The following is a 24,051-nucleotide window of genomic DNA, read 5'->3' as shown; positions in this document are numbered from 1 at the left end:
CGGATCAGCCGCTGGCGCCGTTGTGGTGGATCCGACCCAGATTTGCGAGATCATAGCCGCCTAGTTCATCAGCGCGTTCGGTAAAACGCTCGGATTTCAAAAACTGGGTCAGCGTCTGCATGGGGGCCTCGAAGAAGGCGCGGCGCCAGATTGCAAGGTCCAGACGCTCGGAATGGGTGGGCATGAAATTCAGCCCATACGGGCGCGCCAGTGCACCAAGGCCAAAACCAACCTCTGCCTTGCCGTCACGCAGGGCGATGGCCAGCTCTTCTTCTGTGCGGGCGCAAACGGGCAGGGTGTTCAGATCATCACGACCCAGACCGTGGGCGTCGAGCAGTGCATCGAATAGACGCTGGCTGGCGGCGCTGTCTTGCCGCAGAATGATCCGTCTGCCTTTCAGATCCTGAAACCCCGAGATGTCCGAAGTGCCGGGTGCCAGCAACAGGCCGCGCTGCCGGTTGGCAATCTGGTAGAGGATCACAGGTGCTTCGCCCATCGTGTCGCGCAGGGTCTGAGTGTTGAAGCCTTCTGGTTCGTGGATATGCAAGGCCGCCGCCTGTGCGCTGCGCTCCGCAAGACGATTCAGCCCGTCGAAAGACCCATCATAGTAAGTCGCAAGCCCAGAGCCGCTTTCCCGCAAAGCCCAGTCCAACAGGGGATCGTGGCTACCTGCCACGATCGGCGGCAGGGGTGGTTCGACGACATCGGGGCCAGAGCGTGAGGCGTTGAGCCACGCTATGATCTCGGCTTTTGGGAACAACAGCTTGCCCATGGCGCGTACACACGGGATTTCGCCCGAGGATGCCAGATCATAGGCCTTCCGCTCACCAATGCGCAGCAGATCCGCCAATTCGCGGGTGGTCAGGTATTGCGGCATTCAGTCGAGGCGTACAGCCGAACCGGACGTCTTGTCGGCGGCGCTGAAACCGAATTGATCCAGCGTGTAAGGAGCGGCGACAGTGATCACGACCATCGCGGCGACGGCGGTCAGAAAGGCTTTCATGTTCTCCTCCGGCTCAATCCTGCGGTGCGGTGGCGCTGCGCAGAAACGCGACCAGATCTAACCGGTCCTGTGCTTGCGTGATCCGCTGCATTGGCATCTTTGACCCCGGAATGTAATGGTCCGGGCCTTCGTCGAAAAGAGCATTTATTGTCTCTTCATTCCAAATAATATCAGAGTCTTGCAGCGTATCCGAGTACAAATAACCGGGCAATGTGCCCGCTTTCCGCCCAAAGATGTCGTGCAAGGTAGGGCCTGCACGTCGACCCCCATCCGGCGTCAGGCTGTGACAGATCGAACATTTGCGCGCAAATTGCCGTTCTCCGTTGCCCATCTCGCTTGGGTCTTTCAGAAAGCTGGGTTCGGCAGCGGCCATCTGTTCGCGATCGCCCAATGCTGAAACGGGCCAGCTGTACATTGCCTCATCAATGCCGCCTGCGTGAAGATTTTGACCATCTGCAGAAAAAGCGAGCGCCCAAACCGGACCGCGCAGGGTGGCGCGGAAATCTTGTGCAATGCGCCATTCAGCCGTGTCGATGACCATTATAAAGCCCTCACCATCACCGACAGCCAACAGCTTGCGATCGGGGCTCAATGCCATGGCGAGGATCGGGCGCCGATCCAACGTAAAGTCATGTTCTTCTTCGGTGGTGAGGCTCAGGATGCGTGTCACTCCATCGACGGTACCGTAGGCGATCCAGTTGTCTTGTGCGTTCAGGACCAATTCATTGATGCCAAAACCATGCTCGATCAGGCGATTTGTTTCCTGACCGCTGGCGACATCCCAGATACGCAACGCTCCGTCGACACCTGCCGAATAAAGCTGCTTTCCGTCCGGCGTAAAAACAACTGCATTCACCCCGCTGCCGATTGGCCCAAGCAGGGTCGGCTCGGACCCGTCCACCGGCCACAGGCCGATGGTGCCATCCCAGCTGGCCGTCGCGATATGAGTTTTCGACGCTGCAATGCCGATAATCTTGCCTTTGTGCTGCCCGACTACATCGCCGCCGGGCCAGCGGCGGAGGGTGAAGTCATCCCCGGCAGAATAGATTGCAGTGCCATTGAAAACGACCGAGTTCACTGCCGCTTCGTGCCCCTCCAGCCATTCCGGTGTCTGTCCGGTCCAGAGACCGACCGAATTGTCGAAACTGGCCGTTGCGATACGCCCATCCGGCGCCGAAGCGATCCCCATGATCGGCCCGCCATGGCCTTTGAGCGTGAAAAACTCGGACCAGGCGGGCAGGGGGGTCAAAACAAGCGCAAGAGCGAGCCAGCGCATCTATTCTGCAGGTGAGGCCGCTGCCTTGCCGGCCTCTTTTTCTTGCACCTCTTCCAGCCACAGCGAGTGGTGCTCGCGTGCCCATTGTTCTTCGACTTCACCGGTGCCCATGGCGTCAAACGCACCCTCCATGCCAACCGAGCCAAGGTAGATATGGGCGATGATGATGGCGATGAACACGTAGGCGACCATGACATGCCAGACTTGGGCATATTGCATCTCTTCCTGCGGTGACATCTGCACTGGCAGGTTCAGACCCAACGCCTGCGGAATACCTGTCGAGTTGGCGATTGAGAAGGTTTTGGCGAACATCGGCAGCTCGAACGGGAATAGCAGCGACAGGCCTGACAGGCTGATAGAGACACCCAGTAGAATGCAAGCCCAGAAGATTATCTTTTGACCCGCATTGAATTTCTTGGCTGGTGGATGGCTGTCTTTGGTGAACAAGCCCCCTCCGGCGGCCAACCATTTCAGGTCGGTCTTGTTGGGGATGTTATGGGCAATCCAGTTTATGGTGATGATTATCAGACCCAACATGAAGGCCCATGCGAGGTTGTTGTGAAGCCACTTGCACCCTTGCGCGATAGTGGCGAACCCTTCTTTGCCAAAGACCGGGATCAAGAAATCGCGGCCATAAAGGGTCAGCAGGCCTGTGATGCCGAGCACAAGGAACGACCCGGCAAAGAGCCAGTGACCGAAACGTTCGAAACTATTGAAACGAAGGACCGTGCGGCCGGTTTTTTCTCCGTCGATGCGGATTTTTCCTCGGATCAGAAAGAAAAGCACAATGATCGCAAGCATTCCGCCCAGAATGTAGGTTCCATATTCACGCAACGGGCCAGTTCGGAAGTTCAACCACCACATGCCGCCGTCTTGAATCAGCACGCTGTCCGCAGGTCCCTGGGATGAAACGGTGACGTCCGCAGATCCGTAACGCAGCGCGCGGTAGACGTCACTGTCAGAGGCAACACCGCGGGTGCCGAACTGTCCCAGCAGGCCTTCAACATTGCCCTGACCGGTGTTTTCAGACCTGTAGCTGTTGTCGACCTTCTCGCCACGCTGGCGGGCCAGAATGTCCTCAAGGGTGGTCGCGCCGCCGGTTGTAGACCGGTCGGTCGAATCCGCAGGGGCGGCCCCCTCACTGGTTTGAGCGCCGGCAACTTGGGTCAGCGTTAGCGAAAGCAGGAAAGCGATGAATAAGCGCAACATCGGAACCTCAACAAAAATCCAATGCAGGATGACCCACATCTGCGGGTCATCCGTTTTGCTTTGGTAGACGGGGTCAGCCGTCTTTCTGATCGTAGGCCGTGCCCCAACCCCAAGCGCCCGAACCAAATCCGCGCGCGACGACACGCTCGCGGTAAATAGCCGAGACCACGTCGCCATCGCCGGCGAGCAGGGCCTTGGTAGAACACATCTCGGCGCAGATGGGCAATTTGCCCTCTGCGATCCGGTTGCGTCCGTATTTGGCGAACTCTGCGGTCGAGTGCGTTTCCTCGGGGCCGCCAGCACAGAAGGTACATTTGTCCATCTTGCCTCGCGATCCGAAGTTGCCCGCCTGCGGGTATTGCGGCGCGCCGAAGGGACACGCATAGAAGCAATAGCCGCAGCCAATGCACAGGTCCTTGGAGTGCAGGACGACCCCTTCTTCGTTCTGATAGAAGCAGTCGACCGGGCACACCGCCATGCAGGGCGCATCCGAACAATGCATACAGGCCACCGAGATCGAGCGTTCACCCGGATTGCCGTCATTGATCGTCACCACCCTGCGGCGGTTGATGCCCCACGGCACCTCGTGCTCGTTCTTACACGCGGTTACGCAGGCATTACACTCGATGCAGCGTTCAGCGTCGCAGAGAAACTTTGCTCTAGCCATTATCGTCCTCCTTACGCTGACCAGATTTTGCAGAGAGTCGCTTTGGTCTCTTGCATCTGGGTCACTGAATCATAGCCATAGGTCTGGGCGGTGTTGGTACTTTCACCCAGCACATAGGGGTCTGCACCGGCAGGATACTTGTGCCGCTGGTCTTCGCCCTGGAAATGGCCGCCAAAGTGGAAGGGCATGAAGGCGACACCGGCGCCGACTCTGTTGGTCAGCATCGCCATCACCTTGACCTTGCCGCCCTCAGGACCTTCGACCCAGACCTGTGATCCGTCCCGAATACCAAGGTTGTTGGCATCGCGCGGATTGATCTCGACGAACATGTCCTGCTGGAGCTCAGCCAGCCACGGGTTCGACCGCGTCTCATCGCCGCCACCCTCATACTCGACCAGACGACCAGACGTGAGGATTATCGGGTAATCCTTTGAAAAGTCGTTCTTTTGGATCGACGCATAAAGGGTAGGTAGACGATAGGCCTGACGGTCATCGTAGGTTGGATAGTCCTCCACCAGATCGCGCCGGTTTGTATAGAGCGGCTCGCGGTGCAGTGGGATCGGATCCGGGAAGGTCCATACGACCGCGCGTGCCTTTGCGTTCCCGAAGGGCGCACAGCCATGGGCAATCGCGACCCGTTGGATACCGCCGCTAAGGTCGGTTTTCCAGTTGGTCTCCGGTCCCGCAACGGCGTCGATGGCCGCACGTTCCTCAGCCGTCAGATCACCGTCCCAGCCAAGGTCCATCAGCATCTGCATCGTGAATTCCGGATAACCATCCTGAATTTCCGAACCAACGCTATAGACCCCTTCGGCCAGCAGGTTGTCGCCGTCACGTTCCACTCCGAAACGGGCGCGGAAGGTCAGGCCACCTTCGGCCACCGGTTTGGACATATCATACAGGTTTGGTGTCCCCGTATGACCCATCTCAGCCGTTCCCCAGCAGGGCCAGGGCAGACCGTAATACTCGCCGTCGTTGGGGCCACCAATGGCTTGCAGCGTGGTTCTGTCGAACGTGTGCTGGTTGGCCATATGGCTTTTCAGACGTTCCGGCGACTGACCGGTATAGCCAATTGTCCAAAGGCCGCTGTTGAACTCACGCGTGATGCTTTCAACATTCGGGGTTTCGGGATCTTCCATCTCGATATTGCGGAAGAACCGATCCGCCCAGCCGAACTTGTTGGCGAACTTGGCCATGATGACCTCGTCCGGCAGGCTTTCGAACAGAGGTTCGACCACGCGGTCCCGCCACTGCAGCGATCGGTTCGAGGCCGTGACCGAGCCACGGGTTTCGAACTGCGTACAGGCGGGCAGCAGATAGACGCCATCGGTGCGGTCATGCAGCACGGCCGAGACGGTGGGATACGGGTCGATCACGACCAGCATGTCCAGCTTCTCCATCGCCGTCTTCATTTCCGTCATCCGGGTCTGCGAGTTGGGCGCGTGGCCCCACAGAACCATGGCGCGGACGTTGTTGTCCTGATCCATGTTAGCTGGGTCTTCGAGAACACCGTCGATCCAGCGGGAAACCGGGATGCCGCGCTCATTCTGCAGCGGTTTATCCTTGCCTTCCTTATCCTTGATCGTGGCGAACTGGCCTGCAAGCCACTCGGGCTCTTCACCCCAGACACGGGCCCAGTGACCCCATGCGCCTTTTGACAAGCCATAGTAGCCGGGCAGGGTATGGGACAGAACACCAAGGTCTGTCGCGCCTTGCACGTTGTCATGGCCGCGGAAGATGTTGGTGCCACCACCTGAGGTGCCCATGTTGCCAAGCGCAAGCTGAAGCACGCAGTAGGCGCGAGTGTTGTTGTTGCCGTTGGTGTGCTGCGTACCACCCATGCACCATACAACGGTACCGGGGCGGTTGTTCACCATGGTCCGTGCGACGCGGCGCAGCTGCGAGCCGGGCGTACCGGTGACGCGCTCAACCTCATCCGGGTTCCACTTGGCAACCTCTTCCCGGATTTGGTCCATCCCCCAGACACGGGTGCGGATGAACTCTTTGTCCTCCCAGCCGTTGTCGAAGATATGCCACAGGATACCCCAGATCAGAGCGACGTCGGTACCGGGGCGGAAGCGGACATATTCATCCGCATGGGCCGCGGTGCGCGTAAAGCGCGGGTCACAGACGATTAAAGGCGCATTGTTCTGCTCTTTCGCACGCAGGATATGCAGCAGCGAGACGGGGTGCGCCTCGGCCGGGTTACCACCGATGATGAAGATGGCCCGGCTGTTGTGCATGTCGTTGTACGAATTGGTCATGGCGCCGTAGCCCCATGTATTCGCAACACCCGCGACAGTGGTCGAGTGGCAGATACGGGCCTGATGGTCCACGTTGTTCGTGCCCCAATAGGCGGCGAACTTGCGGAACAGATAGGCCTGTTCGTTATTGTGCTTCGCAGACCCCAGCCAGTACACGCTGTCCGGCCCGGATTCTTCGCGGATGCTTATCATGCCATCGCCGATCTCGTTGATCGCCTCTTCCCAGCTGATGCGCTTCCACTCGCCACCTTCCTTTTTCATCGGATATTTCAGGCGGCGCTCGCCATGGGCGTGCTCGCGCACCGAGGCCCCCTTGGCGCAGTGTGCACCCAGATTGAATGGGCTGTCCCAGCCGGGTTCTTGCCCGATCCAGACTCCGTTCTGTACCTCGGCAACGACCGTGCAGCCGACCGAGCAGTGAGTGCATACGGATTTGATATTCTCAACGGCGGTGTTTGCCGCTGTCTGGGCACTGGCGGGCGTCACGGTTCCACCCGTGGCGCTGATCGCGGCAAGGCCGCCGATCGTCAGGCCCGAGCCACGCAAGAATGCGCGGCGATCGACGGTTTTCTCGCCGACCTGGGACAGGATACTTGTCCGCTGGGGGCGTCTCGCAACCCCGTTGGTCTTTTTCCTAAGCATTTCTTTCCTCCCTTGCTGGCCATGTAACCCATGGCTGGCTTGGTACTTCGCGAAACCGACGTCAGGGCCAATCGCAACCGTCTGTCGGGTATGACTACGTCCGGGTCAGAACCGGGCGCTGTCGAGGTATGCGCGCGTATGCGCGGTGTCCTGCATCCGGGTTTCGTCCGTCGGCAGTTCGGCTGCTTCGGCTTTCCCAGACAGGCTGGCGGCGGCTACAGCAGCGGGCGCTGCGGTTCCGGCCAGTTTCAGGAAGTCGCGGCGGGTTGCGCCTTCTTCCTTGGTCTTGCTCATGGGCTCCTCCTGTCCCAATTGCGGTTTGGTGCCTAAAGGCACCGGCGAGTGGCGGGCTAGGCCGCCGTCATTCGAAAGGCTTCACGTTCGATCTCCATGAACACCCGACCAGCCGTGCCGACCGAGGCGTAGAGAACCGAGTTCTCGGCACCTTCCAAATCCGAATAGAAATGCGCGGCCCAGGGCCCGATATGTTTGCTCCAGAACGCCTTTTGATCTTCCAGCGTGGCGGGCGCGCCGAACCGACCGACGATCATGCCCGCCATCATTTCCATTAGCGAGGCGATGTTGTCTTCGGGTTCATAAACATTCTGCGCCCGGGTGATGCCCCGCGCGGCCATGTCATTGCGCAGCTGCGCCAGGGGTTTTTCGTTCAGAAATCCCGTCAGGTAGAAAGAGGCATAAGGCAGCAGTTCGCCTCGGCCCAATCCGATGAAAAGTGCGTTGAATTCGCGCTCTGCGGCGGCAGGCTTGGTCACCTTGGCCACCCGTGCCATTGCCTGAATGGCCTGACCTAGATCCGAGTCATCACCGCTTAGCCCGGCCATCTGATCCAAAAGCAACTGATCGGGTGGACCGGCCAATAGCAGGCCAAGAAAATTATAGAAATCCGCACGCAGACGATCCTCAGTTGAGATATCCAATGTTTGCGCGTTGTCTGCGGTCATAGAGTTATCCTTCGAATTCGAATTTCATACGGCGTGGAGCAGGGGTGAGTTCGATTTCCTCTGGCTCTTTCATTTCAACCATCTGTGGGGCTTCCGGTTCTGGTTCGACGGCGTTGATCGGTTCTTCACCTGACTCGATCGCCTCGGGCATGTCAGCTTCTTTTTCTGCTTCGGACACTTCTGCCTCGGCAGCGAGCGCTTCGACATGCGCCAACATACCCTTGCCAACCTGATACGCGGTCTGGATGTTCTCAATCACGCAGGCCGCATCGGTATAATCCTCGCCGTAATCGACCAGCCCGTCGACATTGGCCAGAACAGGATTCAACCGCCATAGGCGCCGCAAGGCGCGGCGGCGCAAACGGTCAGGTACAGCTTTGACCATGAAGCCCGAGACATCATCGCCGGCTTCCAGCGTATCGGGATCGGGCAGATCAAACTCGGCCAGAATTTCGGCGTCGCTTTTTTCCTCCAGCTCAGCTTGCCGCGTTGTGATGATCTGTTCCTCTGCGGCCAAAGCTTCTGCTTCGGTCTCGGCCTGAACGGCGGCCTTGCGGCGGGACCAGAAATCGCGGGCCTGGGTCATTGCAGCACCCGACGCGGAGCCCGGTAGACATCTGAATCCTGCCGGATTCGTGCATCGCCCTTGCCGTCTTCCACCAGATCGGTGCGTTTCTTGTCCCGTTTACGTTTTATGAACACCTCGTCCTGATGATGCTGCAGGGTGAAATCGCGGAGCCATGCAATCAACCCTTCGGTCATCGGAATCTTCTCAACGATCTCTTCGCCGGTATCCGCATAATCCTGCCCCTCGAACGGTGAGGCGGTGATCAATACGGCATTTAGGGGTGTTTCGCCTTTCAGCTCATCCCGCAAAACCAGGTACAGCGAAGGTTGACCGTCCGACAGGTTGACCATGTAGGCTTCGGTTTCATCGGCCCAGAGGGTGAGGGGCAGGGTGGCTGCATGGTATTCGATGGCCTCACCTTCACGTCGCAACTCTTGCCAGTCGGCAGGCCCTGCACCTGGCAAAACAGCGACCGCGCGCCAGTTCCAACGCGCCCAGCGTGTCACCCCGGGTGTTCTGCGCACGACGACGCCAATTGTCATTTCAGTCCGGCTTGCGGCCTTGGCCACTGGCTCCTCCCCGGAAGGCTCTCCCCTGCCTTCCATTGATGTACTATGTTACATAAATTGGCGACCTGCCAAGTCTAGTTTCGCCTAATATGAGACATTCACTTAGAGTTTATTTCTAACTTCAGGTTTTGATGGCGATTTGTGATGAAAAATAATGCACATATCGGGATTTTCTCTGATGCTTCGCATTGCCTCGGCGCGGATTGGGTCTAAGCTGCTGATGGGGCAGAACGCAGCGTCGGGAGGGGAAATGGCCAGCAAGCTCATATTGTGTGATTGCGAGGGGACGCAGTCCCTGAACGCAGATGGTATTTCTGCAGCCTGCGATACGGAGTGCTCGAAGGTGCATACCGCCCTTTGTACGCGCCAGATTCAAACTGCCGCCGAGTTGATGACGGGCGATGAGCAGGTGGTGTTTGCCTGCGCTCAGGAAAGTGCAGTTTTTAGCGAGCTTGCCGAGGAACTGGGTGTTGAAGCGCCCGGATTTGTCGATCTGCGCGACCGGGCTGGCTGGTCCGAACAGGGTACCGATGCAACCCCCAAAATGGCTGCGCTCGCGGCTGAGGCATTACTGCCGCAGCCAGTGACCCCAAGTTTCGATGTCATCAGTGAAGGAACCTGCTGTATTTTGGGGCCCGGAGAGGTTGTCTTTCCGTTGGCCGAACAGCTGTCCGCTGTGTTGGCCGTGACTGTGCTTTTGGTTGACGATGCAGAACCGCTAAGCCGCAACTATGACGTTGCGCGCGCACGAATACGCAGACTGACCGGCGCGCTGGGCGGATTTGTTTGGCATCTGGATCAGGTGCAGCAACTAGATCCCGGCGGACGCGGAGAATTTGGTTGGAGCGCACCCCGTGACGGTGCAACGTCGCGTTGCGACATTGTTGTTGATCTGACCGGAGCAACACCTTTGGTTAATGCCCCCGAAAAGCGCGAGGGGTACTTGCGCGCTGATCCTCGCGATGCGGTGGCCGTCGCGCGTCTTGCTTTTGAAGCGGTGCAACTGGTCGGGACTTTTGAAAAACCGCTCTATGTCCGATTGGATGAGACGCTTTGCGCCCATTCGCGAGCGGAACAAACGGGGTGTTCAAACTGTCTGGACGTCTGCCCGACCGGTGCGATCACACCGGCTGGCGATCATGTAGCCATTGATCCGATGATTTGCGCTGGGTGCGGTGAGTGTTCGGCGTTGTGCCCGTCGACTGCCATTACATATGAAGACCCTCCGGTCTCGGCGGTATTGTCGCGGATGCACATACTGGCCCGGACCTTCCGGCGCGCGGGCGGCGTTGCACCGCGATTACTGGTGCACGACGCCCATGGGGCGCAGATGATCCGGATGGCGGCCCGGTTTGGACGGGGACTGCCAGCGGATGTCATTCCGCTGGAGCTGAATGTGGTTTCGGGCTTTGGACATGCCGAGATGCTCGCAGCGCTGGCGCATGGCTTTGCGCGCGCCGATATCCTGATTAGCCCTAAGACCGAACGGGACGCGCTTGATCGTGAATTAGAGCTGGCTCGGGCTATCGAAGTGCACGACGCGCTGAGTCTGATTGATGAAACCGACCCGGATGCGCTGGCAGATCTGCTTTATGCGCAGAATGTTCCGCAGCCATTGGCTGATCCGGTGCTTCCACTGGGTAATCGTCGTCAAATAGCGCGTCTGGCGGCGCAAGCTTTGAACCCGGAGGTCGAGGTGCCGCTGGCCTTGCCCGAGGGCGCGCCTTATGGCGCGATTGCAGTGAATACCGACACCTGTACATTGTGCCTGAGTTGCGTGTCCCTTTGCCCATCGGGGGCGCTGATCGATAACCCGGACAAGCCGCAGTTGAATTTCCAGCAGGACGCCTGCCTGCAATGCGGGATTTGCCGAACGATCTGCCCAGAACAGGCGATCACACTAGTGCCCCAGCTTGATCTGAGCGACCAAGCGCTGTCACAACAGGTGCTGAATGAAGAGGAACCCTTTGAATGCGTCGAATGCGGCGCAGCGTTTGGCGTTAAATCAACGGTTGAGCGGATCATGGAAAAGTTGTCGGGCACACATCCGATGTTCGCGACCTCGGATCAGGCGCGGATGATCCAGATGTGCGACAATTGCCGGGTAAACGCCCAGTTCCATAGCGCTGACAATCCGTTTCAATCCGCCCCCAGACCACGGGTCGTCACAACGGATGATTACCTTTCAAAGCGCAAGGATCACTGAAGTTGCAGTGGCGCGCCCAGATCGGCGGCGCGCATGGCGGTCACGAAAGCCAGAATTGCTTCGAGGTCATCCAGGCTCATCTCGACCGGATGGATCGGCGAGGGGCGCTCGGGCGGGAAAGGTTCGGTGACGCCCTCGATCTGTGTGAAAGCTGGGTGTGGGTTCAGGGCAAAGAACGCCTGAAACCGTTCCGACCAGTCGGGCATTGCGCGCAGCACTGCGAAAGACGGGGTCGAACCCAGCCCGTTCATCCGATTCTGTGGGCCAATCACATGGCACCGGCCACAATGGGTCATCGACAGATCTTCGCCAAGCAGCGCGTTTCCGTCGACCACGACCTCTTCGGTAACAGTGGCAGTTTCGAAACTTGCGCTAAAGGGCGTGCCCTCGTCGGGGATGAAGTTTTCAACCGTCCGTCTGCCAATGTCGGAAAGTAGCCATTCACGAAACCTTACCTGCTTGGCGCTGTCGTCGATTCGTAGATGATAGACCACCCCGTCACGGGCAAAGACCGGATCGCCGGGCGAACTCGGGGCCAGTGACATGACGCCGCTTTCATCCGCAACAACACGTATTCCGGTCTTGAGAGAAAAGCGCGGAAGAATATGTTGCAAAAGACCTGAGTTTGTCACCTCATCCGGGGCGGCAAGGCCCAATGCCTCTTGCGACCAAGAGGGGGTGGCGGTGAGCGTCAGGCTCAGGCACAACAGGACAAAGCGCATGGTTAAGCCTAACGGCGGCTGACCCGATGCGTCAAATGTACAAAATGAGACGGAGACACATGCAATGAGCGGCGACTATATTCTGTCGATACGCAAGGCGCCCAGCGCGGGGCGGATCAAGGGGAAGACGGCATGAGCATCCGTGATGCAGTTCTAGCGAACTTAAAGAAGATTACCGATCCGGTTTCTGGTCAGGATATTGTGAGCGCGGGTATCGTGCGTGCATTGAATGTTGAAGGCGATACCGTTCGGTTTGTGCTGGAGATCGATCCCAAACAGGCCGAGAAGATGGAGCCCGTACGCGCCACAGCCGAACAGGCGGCGCAGATGGTTGATGGTGTTTCCAAGGTCTCGGCAATGTTGACCGCGCATTCGGACAAGGCGCCGCCTGATTTGAAGCCCAAGCCAAAGCCCTCGCAAACCGGACCACAGGCCGTTCCCGGTGTGGACCGGATCATCGCGATTGCGTCGGGCAAGGGTGGCGTGGGCAAGTCCACCGTGTCGGTCAACCTTGCCTGCGCGCTGGCTGCTGAAGGCCGTCGCGTAGGCCTGTTGGACGCAGACGTATATGGCCCTTCACAACCCCGGATGCTGGGTGTGTCGGGGCGACCGGCCAGCCCAGATGGTAAGACGATCCTGCCGCTGCGCAATCACGGTGTCACCATGATGTCGATGGGGTTAATGACCAACGAAGGGCAGGCGGTTGTCTGGCGCGGCCCCATGCTGATGGGCGCCTTGCAGCAGATGATGAGTCAGGTGCAATGGGGCGCATTGGATGTGTTGATCGTTGATCTGCCCCCCGGAACCGGCGATGTGCAACTGACGCTGAGCCAAAAGTTTCAAGTGGATGGAGCCATTGTCGTCTCAACCCCACAGGATGTTGCTTTGATCGACGCCCGCAAGGGGATCGATATGTTCAACCAACTCAAGACGCCCATTGTTGGGATGATCGAAAACATGTCGACGCATATTTGCTCGAATTGCGGACACGAAGAACATGTCTTTGGCCATGGCGGTGTTGCCTCAGAAGCCGAGGCGCTGGGCGTGCCATTGCTAGGGGAAATTCCGCTGCATCTGGATATCCGAGTTGCCGCCGACGGGGGTGCCCCCATCGTGGTCAGCAAACCTGACAGCCCGCAAGCCGAAGCCTTCCGCAAGATCGCCCGCGACATGATTGCCAAGGGCAACGCGTGACCCAGCCGGTCTTTCCCCCATTGCTCAAAGGGCAACCTGCCAAGGCCGGCGAAGACCCGTTCGAGCGGGCCCAGGCGATGGCAGCGCTGGGCTGTGACGCGGGAACTGTGGTCCACAATATTCAGGCGGATCGTCTGCGCGTTGCGATAGTATTCGCGCCCGAGGTTCCGTTGCGGGATGCTATGGCGATGCTGCCGCTTTGTGCTGTCGGGTTCCAGAATGCGCTGGGCGCGCTGGCCCCACCCGAGGTCGCGGTGCACTTGGGTTGGGATGGGCTGATCTGTGTAAACGGTGCAAAATGTGGGACAATAAAAGTTGCAGCGTCGTCTGCCGAGGTGGATGAGGTTCCCGATTGGCTGATCGTTGGTTGGGAACTGGCCTTGCTTCAAACCAGCGATGCACCAGGGGAAACACCGGATGTTACCTCGCTCTATGATGAAGGATGCGCCGAGGTTTCTGCGACGCAGTTGGTCGAGAGCTGGTCGCGTCACATGTTGACCTGGTTGAACCGCTGGAACGAGGACGGTAACGCGCCGCTTCACGCTGAGTGGATGGGGCTGCTGCGCGGTGTCGGAGAACCTATTGGAGAAGGGGGTGTTTTTCTGGGCACCGATGAGCGCTTCGGTATGCTGATCCGCGACGGCGCGGACACTCATATACGCCCGCTGACAGAATTATTGGAGACCGCCAGATGAAACTCGCCCGTGCTATCCATTTTGATGAAAGCGATATGAACGTGTTTCATTCACCCGCAAGAACTGGTGAATGGAGCATCTCGGGCGGATTCGAGTTTTCGAACTGGAGTGAGGCTGATCTGGAAGGCAAGGCGCGTCAGGCCTTTGCCAATGGATGGCTGGGGCTTGAAACCTTCGGGCGCGTTACATTTGTTGCCGTCACACAAGTCGAGCAGGCCGAGATTGACCAAATCACGCAATATCTGGCCGAGCATTTCGTGCAATTCTACGGCGCGCCTTCGGTTGAAGCCGCGTTAGAAGTGGCGCAGGCCGAAGTCTCACATATGTCCGAGCTGTGCGAAGATCATGCCCCGAACACATTGCTGACCGTCGCCCGAGAGCTGACGGGGGCAGGGGTGCACGAGGCATTCCGAGTGATCACCCCGCAAGAGACGCAACTTGAAGCGTTGGCCGTCCACGGCTCGCTGGACGATTAGATCAGATCGGCGAAGCCGCCGAATTGTCCGCGCTTGAAGATCAGCCCCTGACCTGGGCGATGCATGACCTGTTCAACATGACCAACAAGGATCAGGTGGTCACCTGCCTCATGACGGTCCGAAAGACGGCAATCGAAGCGGGCGAGGCATTCCGCAAGTCGGGGGCGCCCGGCGTCATCCTCCTGCCAATCCGCATGGGAAAAATCGAACCCGTTTCGCGCGAATTGCAATGCTTGGTCGTGCTGGTCCTGCGCCATAACGTGGATCGCGTAATATTCGCAGTTGTGGAACGCGTCGTACCGGTTCGAATCCCGATCAAGACACCACAGGACCAGCGGCGGGTCCAGCGATACAGACGCAAATGAGTTCACCGTGATTGCTGCAGGGCCCTCGGAGGTATTTGTGGTCACAACGGTGACGCCGGTGCCGAAACAGCTCAGGGCCTCGCGAAAGGCAAGGCTTTGCTCGGGGCTGGGAATGAAGGTCTTTTCAGTCATCGCGCGCTCGTACATGGGCCTGTCTCAGGTGCCACGCGACGCCAGAATTGTCTACGGAAAGCTGCGGTGGTGGTAGTAATTTCTGGTCAGTTCAGGTCTTCAAGCAACCGTCCGTGTTTGCGAGTCTCGGTGATGACGTCGCCAAAGGTCACCAAATTACGGGCCGTAAGCATCGGTAGCATCCGAACCAGCACTTCGGCGGTCGCGACGGCATCACCCAAGGCCGTGTGACGCAGGGCTTCGGGAATTGTTATGCCAAGCCGTTCGCAGACAGCGTCCAGCGTATGCGTTTCGCTTGCCCCGAACAGCACCGCCGACAGCAGGACCGTATCCAGAATGGGGTGGCTCCATTCCACCCCCATACGCTCGGCATGGCGGCGCAGGAAAGCCATGTCGAATGGTGCGTTATGGGCAACAATGACGGCATCCCGGGCAAATTGGTGAAAGCTGCGACCGGCCTCGGCAATATCAGGCGCACCCTGAACCATCCGGTCGCTGACCTTATGCACTTTGGTTGAAGCTGGGGGGATCGGGATGCCGGGGTCGACCAGGGTATCAAGCCGTTCGCCTTCGACGATCTTACCCTTTACGACGCGCACCGCACCGATCTGTACGATCTCATCCTTATGCGGGAGCAGGCCCGTGGTTTCGGTGTCAAAGACTACGAAGCAGAGGTCCAACAGGGGTCTATCTTCAAACGCGTCGTCACCGGGTGTGTCGAGAAGTTCGAAATCGTAAACCAGCGGGCGGGCCGCGTCGGGTTCGATTTGCGCGGCACTGTCATCGAAGACCAGCATGTAACCGGGGGCATCGCCCAATGGTTTCATACGGGCAGAATACGATTGCCGCCCATCGACACTGGTTAGTGTGCAATGGACGTCTTTCCCGGTTTTGATTAGCTTCGCGTAGGAATCCGTCAGACCGGTCGCTTCGAGGTAGTCAAAAAGCGAGGCGTTTAGCCGAGGATGTGCGATCTGTGCCAACACCTCAGCCGCCTGCGCGTCATATAGAACGATCTGATGCTTCGGTCCGGCCAAAAGCATTGCAACCGGGATCTCGGTCAGCAGCGCGGTGAGACGTTGTTTTTCCGATGCCAGATGGGCCGTTTCCGCGGCCACGGCCTCAGCCGTGGTCATGGCGTTGGCAGCCAGTTGTTCGGCCAGTCCAGCGGCGGCTGGGGCCAGATCGCCCAAATAACGCGCCGCCTGAAGGTCCAAATCCGTGCTGACCCCGGCGTGTGCGCGCGCCCGGAGTTGGGCCGAGAGCCGCTCGATTGGTTTTGCAACGTTATCATCAAAAAGAAGCCAGACTCCGGCAACTAGCGCCAACATTCCAAACGCGATCAGTATCTCTGCGAAGATGAACGCATCCATAAGAGCGGGATCACTTGCCCTCTGATAACCGACCCACAAAGCCAGGGTGCTGATGATCAGCCCTCCTGCCGCAAGTAATAGGAAGAACAGGAACACCCTCAGGCGCAGGCTCAGATGGTTCAACATAGTCAGACCCCGCAGGTTGCCTCGATCACCGGATCTTCAGCGTCGATCTTGATCCAGCTGGCGTTCAGCAAACGTCCGTCATCGGCGAATTCGGCCCCGTCTGCCAGGTTGGCGCGGCTGTTTTCGGCGCAGTTTACAGCGACCGGCATCTTCGAGACCGGTGCCCAGCGACCAAAAAAGTAAAGATCGACCAGACGCTCGTCCGGCAAATTGGCATTGGTGCGTACCGATGTGGCGTCGATCGCAGCAAAGCGGTCGACAAAGGGCACGGCATACGTCCAAGGGCGATAAAAGGCGCGGCTTTCCACCTCCTGCACGATGGTGAGGCTGTCGGGCAGTTGGTCGCGCGTACGGTCATACCAAGAATACTCGCTGGTTATCGTCATACCGATCATCCCCGCACCTGCTGCAACCGGCGCGGCCCATTTGGGCAAGCGGCCCCCGGTCAGCTTGTTCACCACCATCACGACACCCGCAAAGGCAAAGCCTGCAAAAATCGTGCCGATCAGTTCCAGAAACATGTGATTTCTCCGTTCATTTCCAGTTTCTTAACCTAGCATTCCTTTGCCATGGCCAACCGCTGATTGCATGGTTTTTACCACGACAAAGGCATCGCGGAGATGACTTCGCTCAAAGTCCGACAATTCAGTGGGTGGCAGGTAATTGTCCGGTGCATCCCCGGATTTGACCAGACGCACTTGATGTTCCAATCGGGTCTCAGCGATCAGGTCATATGCGTCCAGTAAATCGCGTGCGCCAGACGCGCTGAGCACACCCGCAGCCTCGGCGGCGCTAAGACGGGCGCGGGTGTTCGCTTCGGTTAATTGTCCCTGCAGGCTGTAGATGCGTGCCAGATCCACGACAGGCACCACGCCATTATGCTTGAGGTCGAGCGTATTGCGATGCTCACCCGAACGTATGGTGGCGAATCCACGCAGCAGGCCCAGAGGAGGGGTGTGCTTGAGCGAGTTCGAGATCATATGCGCTACAAAGATCGAATTCGCATTGGCTGCCGCCAGCGTATCGGCCTGCAGGTCTGTGAACAGATCGAAGGACCCTCCGATGGGCCGCAGGTCAAACATCACCGAGGCCAGCATTTGCGCCTCGGGGTTGGGTTTGGCAATCCAGCCATTGAAATACTCGCGCCAGACACGCACGGGCTGGCACCAGCGAGGGTTGGTCGCCATCATGTCACCGGGGCAATAGAAATAACCGCAGGTATCCAGCCCGTCTGAGACGAATTTGGCCAGCGCAGCGAAGTAGGCCATATCACCGTCCGCCACACTGTCATCAAGCATCAGGCAATTGTCCTGATCAGAAACTCCGGTCTGTTCCTGCCGTCCTTGCGAGCCGCAAGCAAGCCACAAGTAGGGCACTGGCGGCGCACCCAGTTCAGCCTCAGCCAGTGCCAGCAACCGCCGCGTCGCAGTGTCTGCGATGTCGGTGATCAGCCGTGTAACGATCTCGTGCCGGTTGCCACCCGCGACGAGTTGGACCAGCAGTTGTGGTATCTCAGCGGTGACTTGAGCCATCTCTTGCGGGCTGTCGGCGCGGGCAATTCGTCCTACCAACTCGGCAGAATTGACCGCCTGATAGCGGGTGAGGTCGGTTTGGGTTACGATTCCGACCAGCTTACCGGCCTCGGAAATTGGAATATGACCGATGCCACGTTCCATCATCACGTGTAATACGTCCGAGCCGATATCTGTCGGGGCAAGAATGATTGGATCGGCGGTCATGATCGCCGAAACCGCGGTGTCAGCGGGCATCGCCTCGGCGACGTATTTGCCGGAAATATCGCGGAGGGTTGCGATACCCAACAATCTGTCCCCTTCGGTCACGCAAAGCGATGAGATATGGCGGTCGCGCATGATCTGCGCGGCGTTTTGAACCGGAGTATCGGGCGGGCAGGTGGCAGGGTCACGAGCCATCAGCACATCAATTGCACTGGTAGCCAGGCTTTGCGGTCCGCTCCGCCCACCGCGTGAACGGTTAAAGAACTTGGACACCACATCGTGACCTTCGATCAGGTTTTTCACAAGGTCTGGCGGCAACACGATCAACACTGACGGCGTGTGCGCGCGCGCATGTGTGGCGGCTTTGCCGTCCTTCAGCAATCCGCGCTCACCAAAAGAATTGCGCAATCCCAGATGCGAAACGACAGCGCCGTTCTCATCGGTAATTTCTACCTGTCCTTCATAGATCACAAAGACGCCGGGCAGAGCGTTGCCCAACTGGTAAATGCTGCCATCGGCATCGACTTCGCGCACTTCGATCTGCTTGGCCAGATCGTCCAAAGCATCATGGGGCAACGAGTCATAGGGGTGTACAGACTTCAGAAACCGGGTGATTTCGTCATGGGACAGGGGCATTTACGCTCTCCGGAGTTCCGAATAAAAAATCCCGCCCGGTGGTGTGCCGGGCGGGAACAGTAAGTCGAAAGATGCGATCGAAGACAAGAGCCGCCGACCGCATCCCACTCAGTGATCCTGAGCTGCGCCCGCACCACGGGGAATGCGAATGCTTTCGACCATATCTTTGATCTCCTGCGGAGTCTCTTTGGTCATACCGGCAACGACGTAGGCGACGCCGAAGTTGATCATCGCACCGATGGCGCCGAACGAAGTCGACTTGATCGGACCCAGAAGCGGATCAGCATCGGTGAACGAATTGGTGCCCGGAATGAACAGCCAGCCCTTATGCAGGAAGATGTAGACCAGGGTTACGGTCAGACCAGCCAGCATACCTGCAACCGCGCCGGTGTTGTTGATGCGGGTCGAGAAGATCCCCATCATCAGCGCCGGGAAGATCGAGGCTGCTGCCAGACCAAAGGCCAAGGCCACGGTTTGTGCCGCAAAGCCCGGAGGGTTGAGACCCAGATAGGTTGCAACGACGATGGCTACAGCCATGGCAATCCGTGCCGCCAGAAGTTCACCCTTTTCAGAGATCGACGGGTTGATTGCACCTTTGACAAGGTCATGGGACACAGCCGACGAGATCGCCAGCAGCAGGCCCGCAGCGGTTGACAGAGCAGCCGCAAGACCACCAGCAGCGACCAGACCAATCACCCAACCTGGCAAGTTGGCAATCTCAGGATTGGCCAGAACCAGGATGTCGCGGTTGAACTTGGTCAGCTCGTTACCGACCCAGCCTTTTTCTTCGGCGATCGCGGTCATGGCTTCCGACTTGTCGTTGTAGTACTGGATTTTGCCGTCGCCGTTCTTGTCTTCCCAATCCAGCAGACCGGTTTTCTGCCACGTGGCCATCCAGTCATAACGCGGATCGTTGTCGATTTCTTCGACCGAAACAGCGCCACCTTCGATGCCACCATTGGGCCACATCATGTCGGTGATGTTCAGGCGCGCCATTGCACCAACAGCAGGAGCCGTCAGGTACAGCAGAGCGATGAAGACCAGCGCCCAGCCTGCCGACCAACGTGCGTCAGACACTTTGGGAACGGTGAAGAAGCGCATGATGACGTGCGGCAGACCAGCTGTACCGATCATCAGCGACAAGGTGAACAGCACCATGTTCAGCGTGTTCGAGTGGTGAGCCGTGTAGTCGTTGAAGCCCAACTCGGTCACGATGGCGTCCAGCTTAGTCAGCAGGGGTTCACCGCTGGCGGTGTCACCAAACAGACCCAGCGCCGGAACAGGCGTGCCGGTCAGCTGCAGCGAGATAAAGATGGCCGGGATGGTATAAGCGGTGATCAGCACGCAGTACTGAGCGACCTGAGTGTAGGTCACGCCCTTCATCCCACCAAACACTGCGTAGGCAAACACAACGCCGGCGCCGATCAGCAGACCTGTAGTGTTGGACACTTCGAGGAAGCGGCCAAAGGCAACGCCAACACCGGTCATCTGACCGATCACGTAGGTCACCGACGCAACGATCAGACAGATCACCGCAACGATACGTGCAGTCTGGCTGTAGAAACGATCGCCGATGAATTCCGACACGGTGAACTTGCCGAACTTACGCAGGTAGGGCGCAAGCAGCAGAGCCAGCAGCACGTAGCCACCGGTCCAACCCATCAGGAAGGTCGAGTTGTCATAGCCGGTAAAGGCAATCAGGCCCGCCATCGAGATGAACGAGGCCGCAGACATCCAGTCCGCTGCTGTCGCCATACCGTTGGTGACCGGGTGAACGCCGCGACCGGCGGCATAGAATTCCGATGTGGAACCCGCACGAGCCCAGATCGCGATGCCGATGTAAAGCGCAAAAGACGCGCCCACAAACAGCAGGTTGATGGTAAACTGATCCATGCCGATTACTCCTCGTCCACGCCGTGCTCAGCGTCGAGCTTGTTCATGCGCCAGGCGTAGTTGAAGATCAGCACCAGAAAGACCAGGATCGATCCTTGCTGAGCGAACCAAAAGCCCAGATCTGTACCGCCAACGGCGATGCCGGACAGCAGCGGACGCAGCAGAATGCCGAATCCAAACGACACCAGCGCCCAAATCGCGAGGCTGATGTAGATGAGGCGCAGGTTGGCCTGCCAATAGCCCTTGTCGGCTTCGGCAGTCTGCGCGGAGTTTGTTGAATGATCCGCCATCGCGGGTTCCTCCTTCGCTTCCCTCATTGGCGGCCCATTGCCCAACTCCTCCAGTGCGGTGGGCCGCTTCTCGGTTGTGCCAAACGCCCCGTGACGTCAGGCATAACTTCTCTGGTCCGCCAAGGCGGGTCCATTGAAGTATTCTGATTTAGGATCAAAGCCCTAGGGCTTATCTCCTCCCCTTATTTCATGACCTCGCCGACAATCCCGTGAAGGTCTTGTGCGATGTCGTCGATCTGGCCCATGGCATCGATGCCTTTCAGCACGCCCTGGGCTTGATAGTAGTCAATCAGCGGTGCGGTCTGCGCGTGATAGGCCGCCAGACGCGACGCGACCGTCTCGGCATTGTCGTCGGCGCGGCGTTTGAATTCTGTGTGTCCGCACTTGTCGCATTTGCCGTCTTCGACGGGCTGCTTGTATGTGTCGTGATAGCCCTCACCGCATCCAGCGCAGGTGTAGCGACCCGAAATCCGCGTCACCATCTCGGCGTCTTCAACTTCAAGGCTGATGGCCGCGTTGATCTTCTGATCTGAAGACGCGAGCAGACCATCAAGAGCCTCGGCCTGGACTGTGGTCCGGGGGAAACCATCTAGTATGACGCCCTTGGCGCAGTCCGGTTCTGCCATGCGGTCGCGCAGGATCGCGATGACGATGCCGTCGCTGACAAGATCGCCTGCCTCCATAACCGCTTTGGCAGCATTACCAGCCTCGGTACCTGCGGCGACCGCGTCACGCAGCAGATCACCGGTGCTGAGTTGTACAAGCCCGAACTTCTCTTCAAGCATACGAGCCTGCGTACCCTTCCCGGCGCCCGGAGGGCCGAGAAGGATCAGAACAGCGGGGGATATGGTCGTGGCAGCGTCCATCACATCCTCACTTGTTTGCCCGGTTTTCGATCAGGTCTTCGACCACTGACGGATCGGCCAGGGTCGACGTATCGCCAAGCGAACCAAAGTCGTTCTCGGCAATCTTGCGCAGAATTCGGCGCATGATCTTGCCCGAGCGAGTCTTGGGCAGGCCGGGGGCCCACTGGATCACATCAGGCGAGGCAATCGGGCCGATCTCGGTCCGGACCCAGGTGCGCAGCTCTTTCAGCAGCTCATCCGACGGCTCGCGGTCATTCATCAAAGTGACATAGCAATAGATGCCTTGCCCTTTGATTTCATGGGGGTAACCAACCACAGCGGCCTCGGCGACGGCGGCATGGGCGACCAGCGCGCTTTCCACCTCGGCCGTGCCCATCCGGTGGCCGGAGACGTTGATTACATCATCGACGCGGCCAGTGATCCAGTAGTCGCCATCCTCATCGCGACGGCAGCCATCGCCGGTGAAGTAGTAGCCTTTATAGTCCGAGAAATAGGTCTTCTCGAACCGCTCATGATCGCCCCAGACGGTGCGCATCTGACCGGGCCAGCTGTCTTTGATGCACAGAACACCCTCAACGCCATTTCCCTCGATCTCAACACCGGATTGCGGGTCCAGAACTACCGGCTGGATGCCGAAGAACGGTTTCATCGCCGAGCCGGGCTTCATCGCATGCGCACCGGGCAGGGGGGTCATCAAGTGACCGCCGGTTTCGGTCTGCCACCAGGTGTCAACAATCGGGCATTTGCCTTTGCCAACAACTTCATTGTACCAGTTCCAAGCTTCCGGGTTGATCGGCTCGCCGACTGTGCCCAGCGTCCGGAGATCGCTCAGGTCGCATTTCTCGACGAACTCGGTACCCTGACCCATCAGAGCGCGAATTGCCGTCGGAGCGGTGTAGAACTGGTTCACCTTGTGCTTTTCGCACACCTGCCAGAAGCGTGATGCATCCGGATAGGTCGGCACGCCTTCGAACATCAGTGTGGTCGCTCCGTTGGCCAGCGGGCCATAGACGATATAGCTGTGGCCGGTGACCCAGCCGACATCGGCGGTGCACCAGTAAACGTCGCCTTCATGGTAGTCGAATGTGATCTCATGCGTCATCGCGGCATAGACCAGATAACCGCCGGTCGTATGGACGACACCTTTGGGCTGACCGGTCGAACCGGAAGTATAGAGAATGAACAGCGGATCTTCGGCATTCATCTCGGCGGGTGCGCAATAGTCATCCGCTTCAAGCGCCATTTCGTTGTAATCATAGTCGCGGCCATCAATCCAAGTGGTCTGCCCACCGGTGCGTTTGACCACCAGACATTTCACGCTGTCTTTGCAGTGCAGCAGGGCCGCGTCTGCGTTGGACTTCAGCGGAGTCTTTCGGCCACCACGTGGTGCCTCATCGGCAGTGATGACGACCTTGGCATCACATCCGTTGACTCGGGCTGCCAACGCATCGGGTGAAAACCCAGCAAATACAATCGAATGGATTGCTCCGATCCGTGCACAAGCCAGCATCGCATAGGCTGCTTCTGGGATCATCGGCAGATAGATCACAACGCGGTCACCTTTGCGCACGCCCATCGATTCGAGAATATTGGCCATGCGACAGGTGCGACGGTGCAATTCGGCGTAGGTAATGTGCTGAGCTTCGTCGTTTGGATCATCCGGTTCCCAGATGATCGCGGTCTGATCGCTGCGCGTATTCAAATGACGGTCAAGACAGTTGGCCGAGACGTTTAGCGTGCCGTCCGCATACCAGTTGATACCAACCGAACCAAAATCATAGCTGACGTCTTTGACCTGAGTATAAGGCTTGATCCAGTCAACGCGCTTGCCTTGCTCATCCCAGAATGCTTCGGGGTTGTTGATCGACGCAGCGTACATATCTGCGTATTTGTCGGCGTCGACATGCGCACGGGCGACAGTTTCTGCGGATGGCGGATATGTCTTGGCATCTGCCTGGGCAGCGGTAGTCATCTTTGAGGCTCCTCCCTCTGGACTGGATTACATGGGACCGATTTTGCCAGCCGATTAGGCAATGTCGATCCGGTTCCTCCCCAAGTTGAATAATACGGGGATCAGAAAAGAAATAAATAAATTGCCATAATCCTTGGATTTCTTTGTAAAGAAATTTCATTTTCGGCACTAACATTGTAAATAATTCTGAAATTGTGCGTAATATACAC

At 58.3% G+C, this 24,051-nt stretch carries 23 protein-coding genes; 4 read left to right on the top strand and 19 right to left on the bottom strand.

The window, feature by feature from the left end; translation table 11 throughout:
• Nucleotides 1–4 precede the first annotated feature (4 nt).
• The 10 genes from ACRZ96_RS04275 to ACRZ96_RS04230 all read right to left on the bottom strand — a co-directional run bounded on the left by ACRZ96_RS04275 (nt 5) and on the right by ACRZ96_RS04230 (nt 9,160).
• On the bottom strand, nt 5–877 hold the full coding sequence (locus ACRZ96_RS04275) for a substrate-binding domain-containing protein (RefSeq protein WP_480704571.1): 873 nt from the start codon (nt 875–877) through the stop codon (nt 5–7).
• Nucleotides 878–1,003: a hypothetical protein gene (locus ACRZ96_RS04270; protein ID WP_255612119.1), complete on the bottom strand. Its 126-nt coding sequence runs from the start codon at nt 1,001–1,003 to the stop codon at nt 878–880.
• Nucleotides 1,004–1,016: 13 nt separating this feature from the next.
• On the bottom strand, nt 1,017–2,279 hold the full coding sequence (locus tag ACRZ96_RS04265) for a c-type cytochrome (RefSeq protein ID WP_170626029.1): 1,263 nt from the start codon (nt 2,277–2,279) through the stop codon (nt 1,017–1,019).
• Nucleotides 2,280–3,488, bottom strand: coding sequence for a formate dehydrogenase subunit gamma (locus ACRZ96_RS04260; RefSeq protein ID WP_170510449.1), 1,209 nt, complete (start codon nt 3,486–3,488; stop codon nt 2,280–2,282).
• A gap of 73 nt (nt 3,489–3,561) precedes the next feature.
• Nucleotides 3,562–4,155, bottom strand: a complete 594-nt coding sequence (fdh3B, locus tag ACRZ96_RS04255; RefSeq protein ID WP_037307340.1) for a formate dehydrogenase FDH3 subunit beta — start codon at nt 4,153–4,155, stop codon at nt 3,562–3,564.
• Nucleotides 4,156–4,166: 11 nt separating this feature from the next.
• A complete protein-coding gene (locus ACRZ96_RS04250) occupies nt 4,167–7,061 on the bottom strand; it encodes a formate dehydrogenase subunit alpha (protein WP_480704574.1) in 2,895 nt (964 codons plus the stop codon).
• Between the two features lie 105 nt (nt 7,062–7,166).
• Complete coding sequence (locus tag ACRZ96_RS04245) at nt 7,167–7,355, bottom strand: ubiquinol-cytochrome c reductase iron-sulfur subunit N-terminal domain-containing protein (protein ID WP_170393361.1); 189 nt, start codon at nt 7,353–7,355, stop codon at nt 7,167–7,169.
• Between the two features lie 56 nt (nt 7,356–7,411).
• Nucleotides 7,412–8,023, bottom strand: a complete 612-nt coding sequence (locus ACRZ96_RS04240) for a molecular chaperone TorD family protein (protein ID WP_170393360.1) — start codon at nt 8,021–8,023, stop codon at nt 7,412–7,414.
• A gap of 4 nt (nt 8,024–8,027) precedes the next feature.
• Nucleotides 8,028–8,609: a DUF3306 domain-containing protein gene (locus tag ACRZ96_RS04235; protein ID WP_480814257.1), complete on the bottom strand. Its 582-nt coding sequence runs from the start codon at nt 8,607–8,609 to the stop codon at nt 8,028–8,030.
• A complete protein-coding gene (locus tag ACRZ96_RS04230) occupies nt 8,606–9,160 on the bottom strand; it encodes a DUF3305 domain-containing protein (RefSeq protein ID WP_170510438.1) in 555 nt (184 codons plus the stop codon). Before ACRZ96_RS04230 ends, ACRZ96_RS04235 begins: the two co-directional genes overlap by 4 nt.
• A gap of 250 nt (nt 9,161–9,410) precedes the next feature.
• Here ACRZ96_RS04230 and ACRZ96_RS04225 point away from each other — a divergent pair, with 250 nt between their 5' ends.
• Nucleotides 9,411–11,366, top strand: coding sequence for a 4Fe-4S binding protein (locus ACRZ96_RS04225; RefSeq protein ID WP_480705722.1), 1,956 nt, complete (start codon nt 9,411–9,413; stop codon nt 11,364–11,366).
• Here ACRZ96_RS04225 and ACRZ96_RS04220 read toward each other — a convergent pair.
• On the bottom strand, nt 11,360–12,088 hold the full coding sequence (locus ACRZ96_RS04220; RefSeq protein ID WP_480704576.1) for a hypothetical protein: 729 nt from the start codon (nt 12,086–12,088) through the stop codon (nt 11,360–11,362). The two genes, ACRZ96_RS04225 and ACRZ96_RS04220, sit on opposite strands and share 7 nt — an antisense overlap.
• A gap of 132 nt (nt 12,089–12,220) precedes the next feature.
• Here ACRZ96_RS04220 and ACRZ96_RS04215 point away from each other — a divergent pair, with 132 nt between their 5' ends.
• Genes ACRZ96_RS04215 through ACRZ96_RS04205 form a run of 3 tightly spaced genes read left to right on the top strand, consistent with a single transcriptional unit; the run spans nt 12,221 to nt 14,453 of the window.
• Nucleotides 12,221–13,282: an Mrp/NBP35 family ATP-binding protein gene (locus ACRZ96_RS04215; protein ID WP_480771377.1), complete on the top strand. Its 1,062-nt coding sequence runs from the start codon at nt 12,221–12,223 to the stop codon at nt 13,280–13,282.
• Nucleotides 13,279–13,977, top strand: a complete 699-nt coding sequence (locus ACRZ96_RS04210) for a biotin/lipoate--protein ligase family protein (RefSeq protein ID WP_480704578.1) — start codon at nt 13,279–13,281, stop codon at nt 13,975–13,977. The genes ACRZ96_RS04215 and ACRZ96_RS04210 overlap by 4 nt, the downstream gene beginning before the upstream one ends.
• Complete coding sequence (locus ACRZ96_RS04205) at nt 13,974–14,453, top strand: DUF6505 family protein (RefSeq protein WP_170801118.1); 480 nt, start codon at nt 13,974–13,976, stop codon at nt 14,451–14,453. The genes ACRZ96_RS04210 and ACRZ96_RS04205 overlap by 4 nt, the downstream gene beginning before the upstream one ends.
• On the opposite strand, the gene ACRZ96_RS04200 is transcribed toward ACRZ96_RS04205, so the two are convergent.
• From ACRZ96_RS04200 to acs, 8 genes are all read right to left on the bottom strand, one after another.
• Nucleotides 14,450–14,950 (bottom strand): flavin reductase family protein, encoded by a 501-nt coding sequence (locus tag ACRZ96_RS04200; protein ID WP_480771378.1) that lies wholly within the window; start codon nt 14,948–14,950, stop codon nt 14,450–14,452. The genes ACRZ96_RS04205 and ACRZ96_RS04200 overlap by 4 nt on opposite strands.
• An 86-nt stretch (nt 14,951–15,036) precedes the next feature.
• Nucleotides 15,037–16,449 (bottom strand): 3'-5' exonuclease, encoded by a 1,413-nt coding sequence (locus tag ACRZ96_RS04195; RefSeq protein ID WP_170393352.1) that lies wholly within the window; start codon nt 16,447–16,449, stop codon nt 15,037–15,039.
• A gap of 2 nt (nt 16,450–16,451) precedes the next feature.
• Nucleotides 16,452–16,970, bottom strand: coding sequence for a hypothetical protein (locus tag ACRZ96_RS04190; RefSeq protein ID WP_170393351.1), 519 nt, complete (start codon nt 16,968–16,970; stop codon nt 16,452–16,454).
• Between the two features lie 27 nt (nt 16,971–16,997).
• Entirely contained in the window at nt 16,998–18,821 is a 1,824-nt protein-coding gene (locus tag ACRZ96_RS04185; RefSeq protein ID WP_480704582.1) for a DUF294 nucleotidyltransferase-like domain-containing protein, read from the bottom strand.
• 108 nt (nt 18,822–18,929) lie between these two features.
• On the bottom strand, nt 18,930–20,714 hold the full coding sequence (locus ACRZ96_RS04180; protein ID WP_170393349.1) for a sodium:solute symporter family protein: 1,785 nt from the start codon (nt 20,712–20,714) through the stop codon (nt 18,930–18,932).
• Between the two features lie 5 nt (nt 20,715–20,719).
• Nucleotides 20,720–21,004 carry a DUF4212 domain-containing protein gene (locus ACRZ96_RS04175; RefSeq protein WP_010439512.1) on the bottom strand — a complete coding sequence of 95 codons (285 nt, stop codon included), beginning with the start codon at nt 21,002–21,004 and terminating at the stop codon, nt 20,720–20,722.
• A gap of 182 nt (nt 21,005–21,186) precedes the next feature.
• Nucleotides 21,187–21,870: an adenylate kinase gene (locus ACRZ96_RS04170; RefSeq protein ID WP_170510418.1), complete on the bottom strand. Its 684-nt coding sequence runs from the start codon at nt 21,868–21,870 to the stop codon at nt 21,187–21,189.
• Nucleotides 21,871–21,877: 7 nt separating this feature from the next.
• A complete protein-coding gene (gene acs, locus ACRZ96_RS04165; RefSeq protein WP_170595883.1) occupies nt 21,878–23,842 on the bottom strand; it encodes an acetate--CoA ligase in 1,965 nt (654 codons plus the stop codon).
• Nucleotides 23,843–24,051: the final 209 nt, after the last annotated feature.

This window comes from Ruegeria sp. CF1 (assembly GCF_056537445.1).
This window is presented reverse-complemented; position numbering and strand designations above follow the sequence as displayed.

Excerpts from the sequence above, each read along its gene's own strand:
- ACRZ96_RS04275 (WP_480704571.1), bottom strand. The coding sequence starts at position 877 with ATGCCGCAATACCTGACCACCCGCGAATTGGCGGATCTGCTGCGCATT.
- ACRZ96_RS04270 (WP_255612119.1), bottom strand. The coding sequence starts at position 1,003 with ATGAAAGCCTTTCTGACCGCCGTCGCCGCGATGGTCGTGATCACTGTC.
- ACRZ96_RS04265 (WP_170626029.1), bottom strand. The coding sequence starts at position 2,279 with ATGCGCTGGCTCGCTCTTGCGCTTGTTTTGACCCCCCTGCCCGCCTGG.
- ACRZ96_RS04260 (WP_170510449.1), bottom strand. The coding sequence starts at position 3,488 with ATGTTGCGCTTATTCATCGCTTTCCTGCTTTCGCTAACGCTGACCCAA.
- fdh3B (WP_037307340.1), bottom strand. The coding sequence starts at position 4,155 with ATGGCTAGAGCAAAGTTTCTCTGCGACGCTGAACGCTGCATCGAGTGT.
- ACRZ96_RS04250 (WP_480704574.1), bottom strand. The coding sequence starts at position 7,061 with ATGCTTAGGAAAAAGACCAACGGGGTTGCGAGACGCCCCCAGCGGACA.
- ACRZ96_RS04245 (WP_170393361.1), bottom strand. The coding sequence starts at position 7,355 with ATGAGCAAGACCAAGGAAGAAGGCGCAACCCGCCGCGACTTCCTGAAA.
- ACRZ96_RS04240 (WP_170393360.1), bottom strand. The coding sequence starts at position 8,023 with ATGACCGCAGACAACGCGCAAACATTGGATATCTCAACTGAGGATCGT.
- ACRZ96_RS04235 (WP_480814257.1), bottom strand. The coding sequence starts at position 8,609 with ATGACCCAGGCCCGCGATTTCTGGTCCCGCCGCAAGGCCGCCGTTCAG.
- ACRZ96_RS04225 (WP_480705722.1), top strand. The coding sequence starts at position 9,411 with ATGGCCAGCAAGCTCATATTGTGTGATTGCGAGGGGACGCAGTCCCTG.
- ACRZ96_RS04220 (WP_480704576.1), bottom strand. The coding sequence starts at position 12,088 with ATGCGCTTTGTCCTGTTGTGCCTGAGCCTGACGCTCACCGCCACCCCC.
- ACRZ96_RS04215 (WP_480771377.1), top strand. The coding sequence starts at position 12,221 with ATGAGCATCCGTGATGCAGTTCTAGCGAACTTAAAGAAGATTACCGAT.
- ACRZ96_RS04205 (WP_170801118.1), top strand. The coding sequence starts at position 13,974 with ATGAAACTCGCCCGTGCTATCCATTTTGATGAAAGCGATATGAACGTG.
- ACRZ96_RS04200 (WP_480771378.1), bottom strand. The coding sequence starts at position 14,950 with ATGACTGAAAAGACCTTCATTCCCAGCCCCGAGCAAAGCCTTGCCTTT.
- ACRZ96_RS04195 (WP_170393352.1), bottom strand. The coding sequence starts at position 16,449 with ATGTTGAACCATCTGAGCCTGCGCCTGAGGGTGTTCCTGTTCTTCCTA.
- ACRZ96_RS04190 (WP_170393351.1), bottom strand. The coding sequence starts at position 16,970 with ATGTTTCTGGAACTGATCGGCACGATTTTTGCAGGCTTTGCCTTTGCG.
- ACRZ96_RS04185 (WP_480704582.1), bottom strand. The coding sequence starts at position 18,821 with ATGCCCCTGTCCCATGACGAAATCACCCGGTTTCTGAAGTCTGTACAC.
- ACRZ96_RS04180 (WP_170393349.1), bottom strand. The coding sequence starts at position 20,714 with ATGGATCAGTTTACCATCAACCTGCTGTTTGTGGGCGCGTCTTTTGCG.
- ACRZ96_RS04175 (WP_010439512.1), bottom strand. The coding sequence starts at position 21,004 with ATGGCGGATCATTCAACAAACTCCGCGCAGACTGCCGAAGCCGACAAG.
- ACRZ96_RS04170 (WP_170510418.1), bottom strand. The coding sequence starts at position 21,870 with ATGGACGCTGCCACGACCATATCCCCCGCTGTTCTGATCCTTCTCGGC.
- acs (WP_170595883.1), bottom strand. The coding sequence starts at position 23,842 with ATGACTACCGCTGCCCAGGCAGATGCCAAGACATATCCGCCATCCGCA.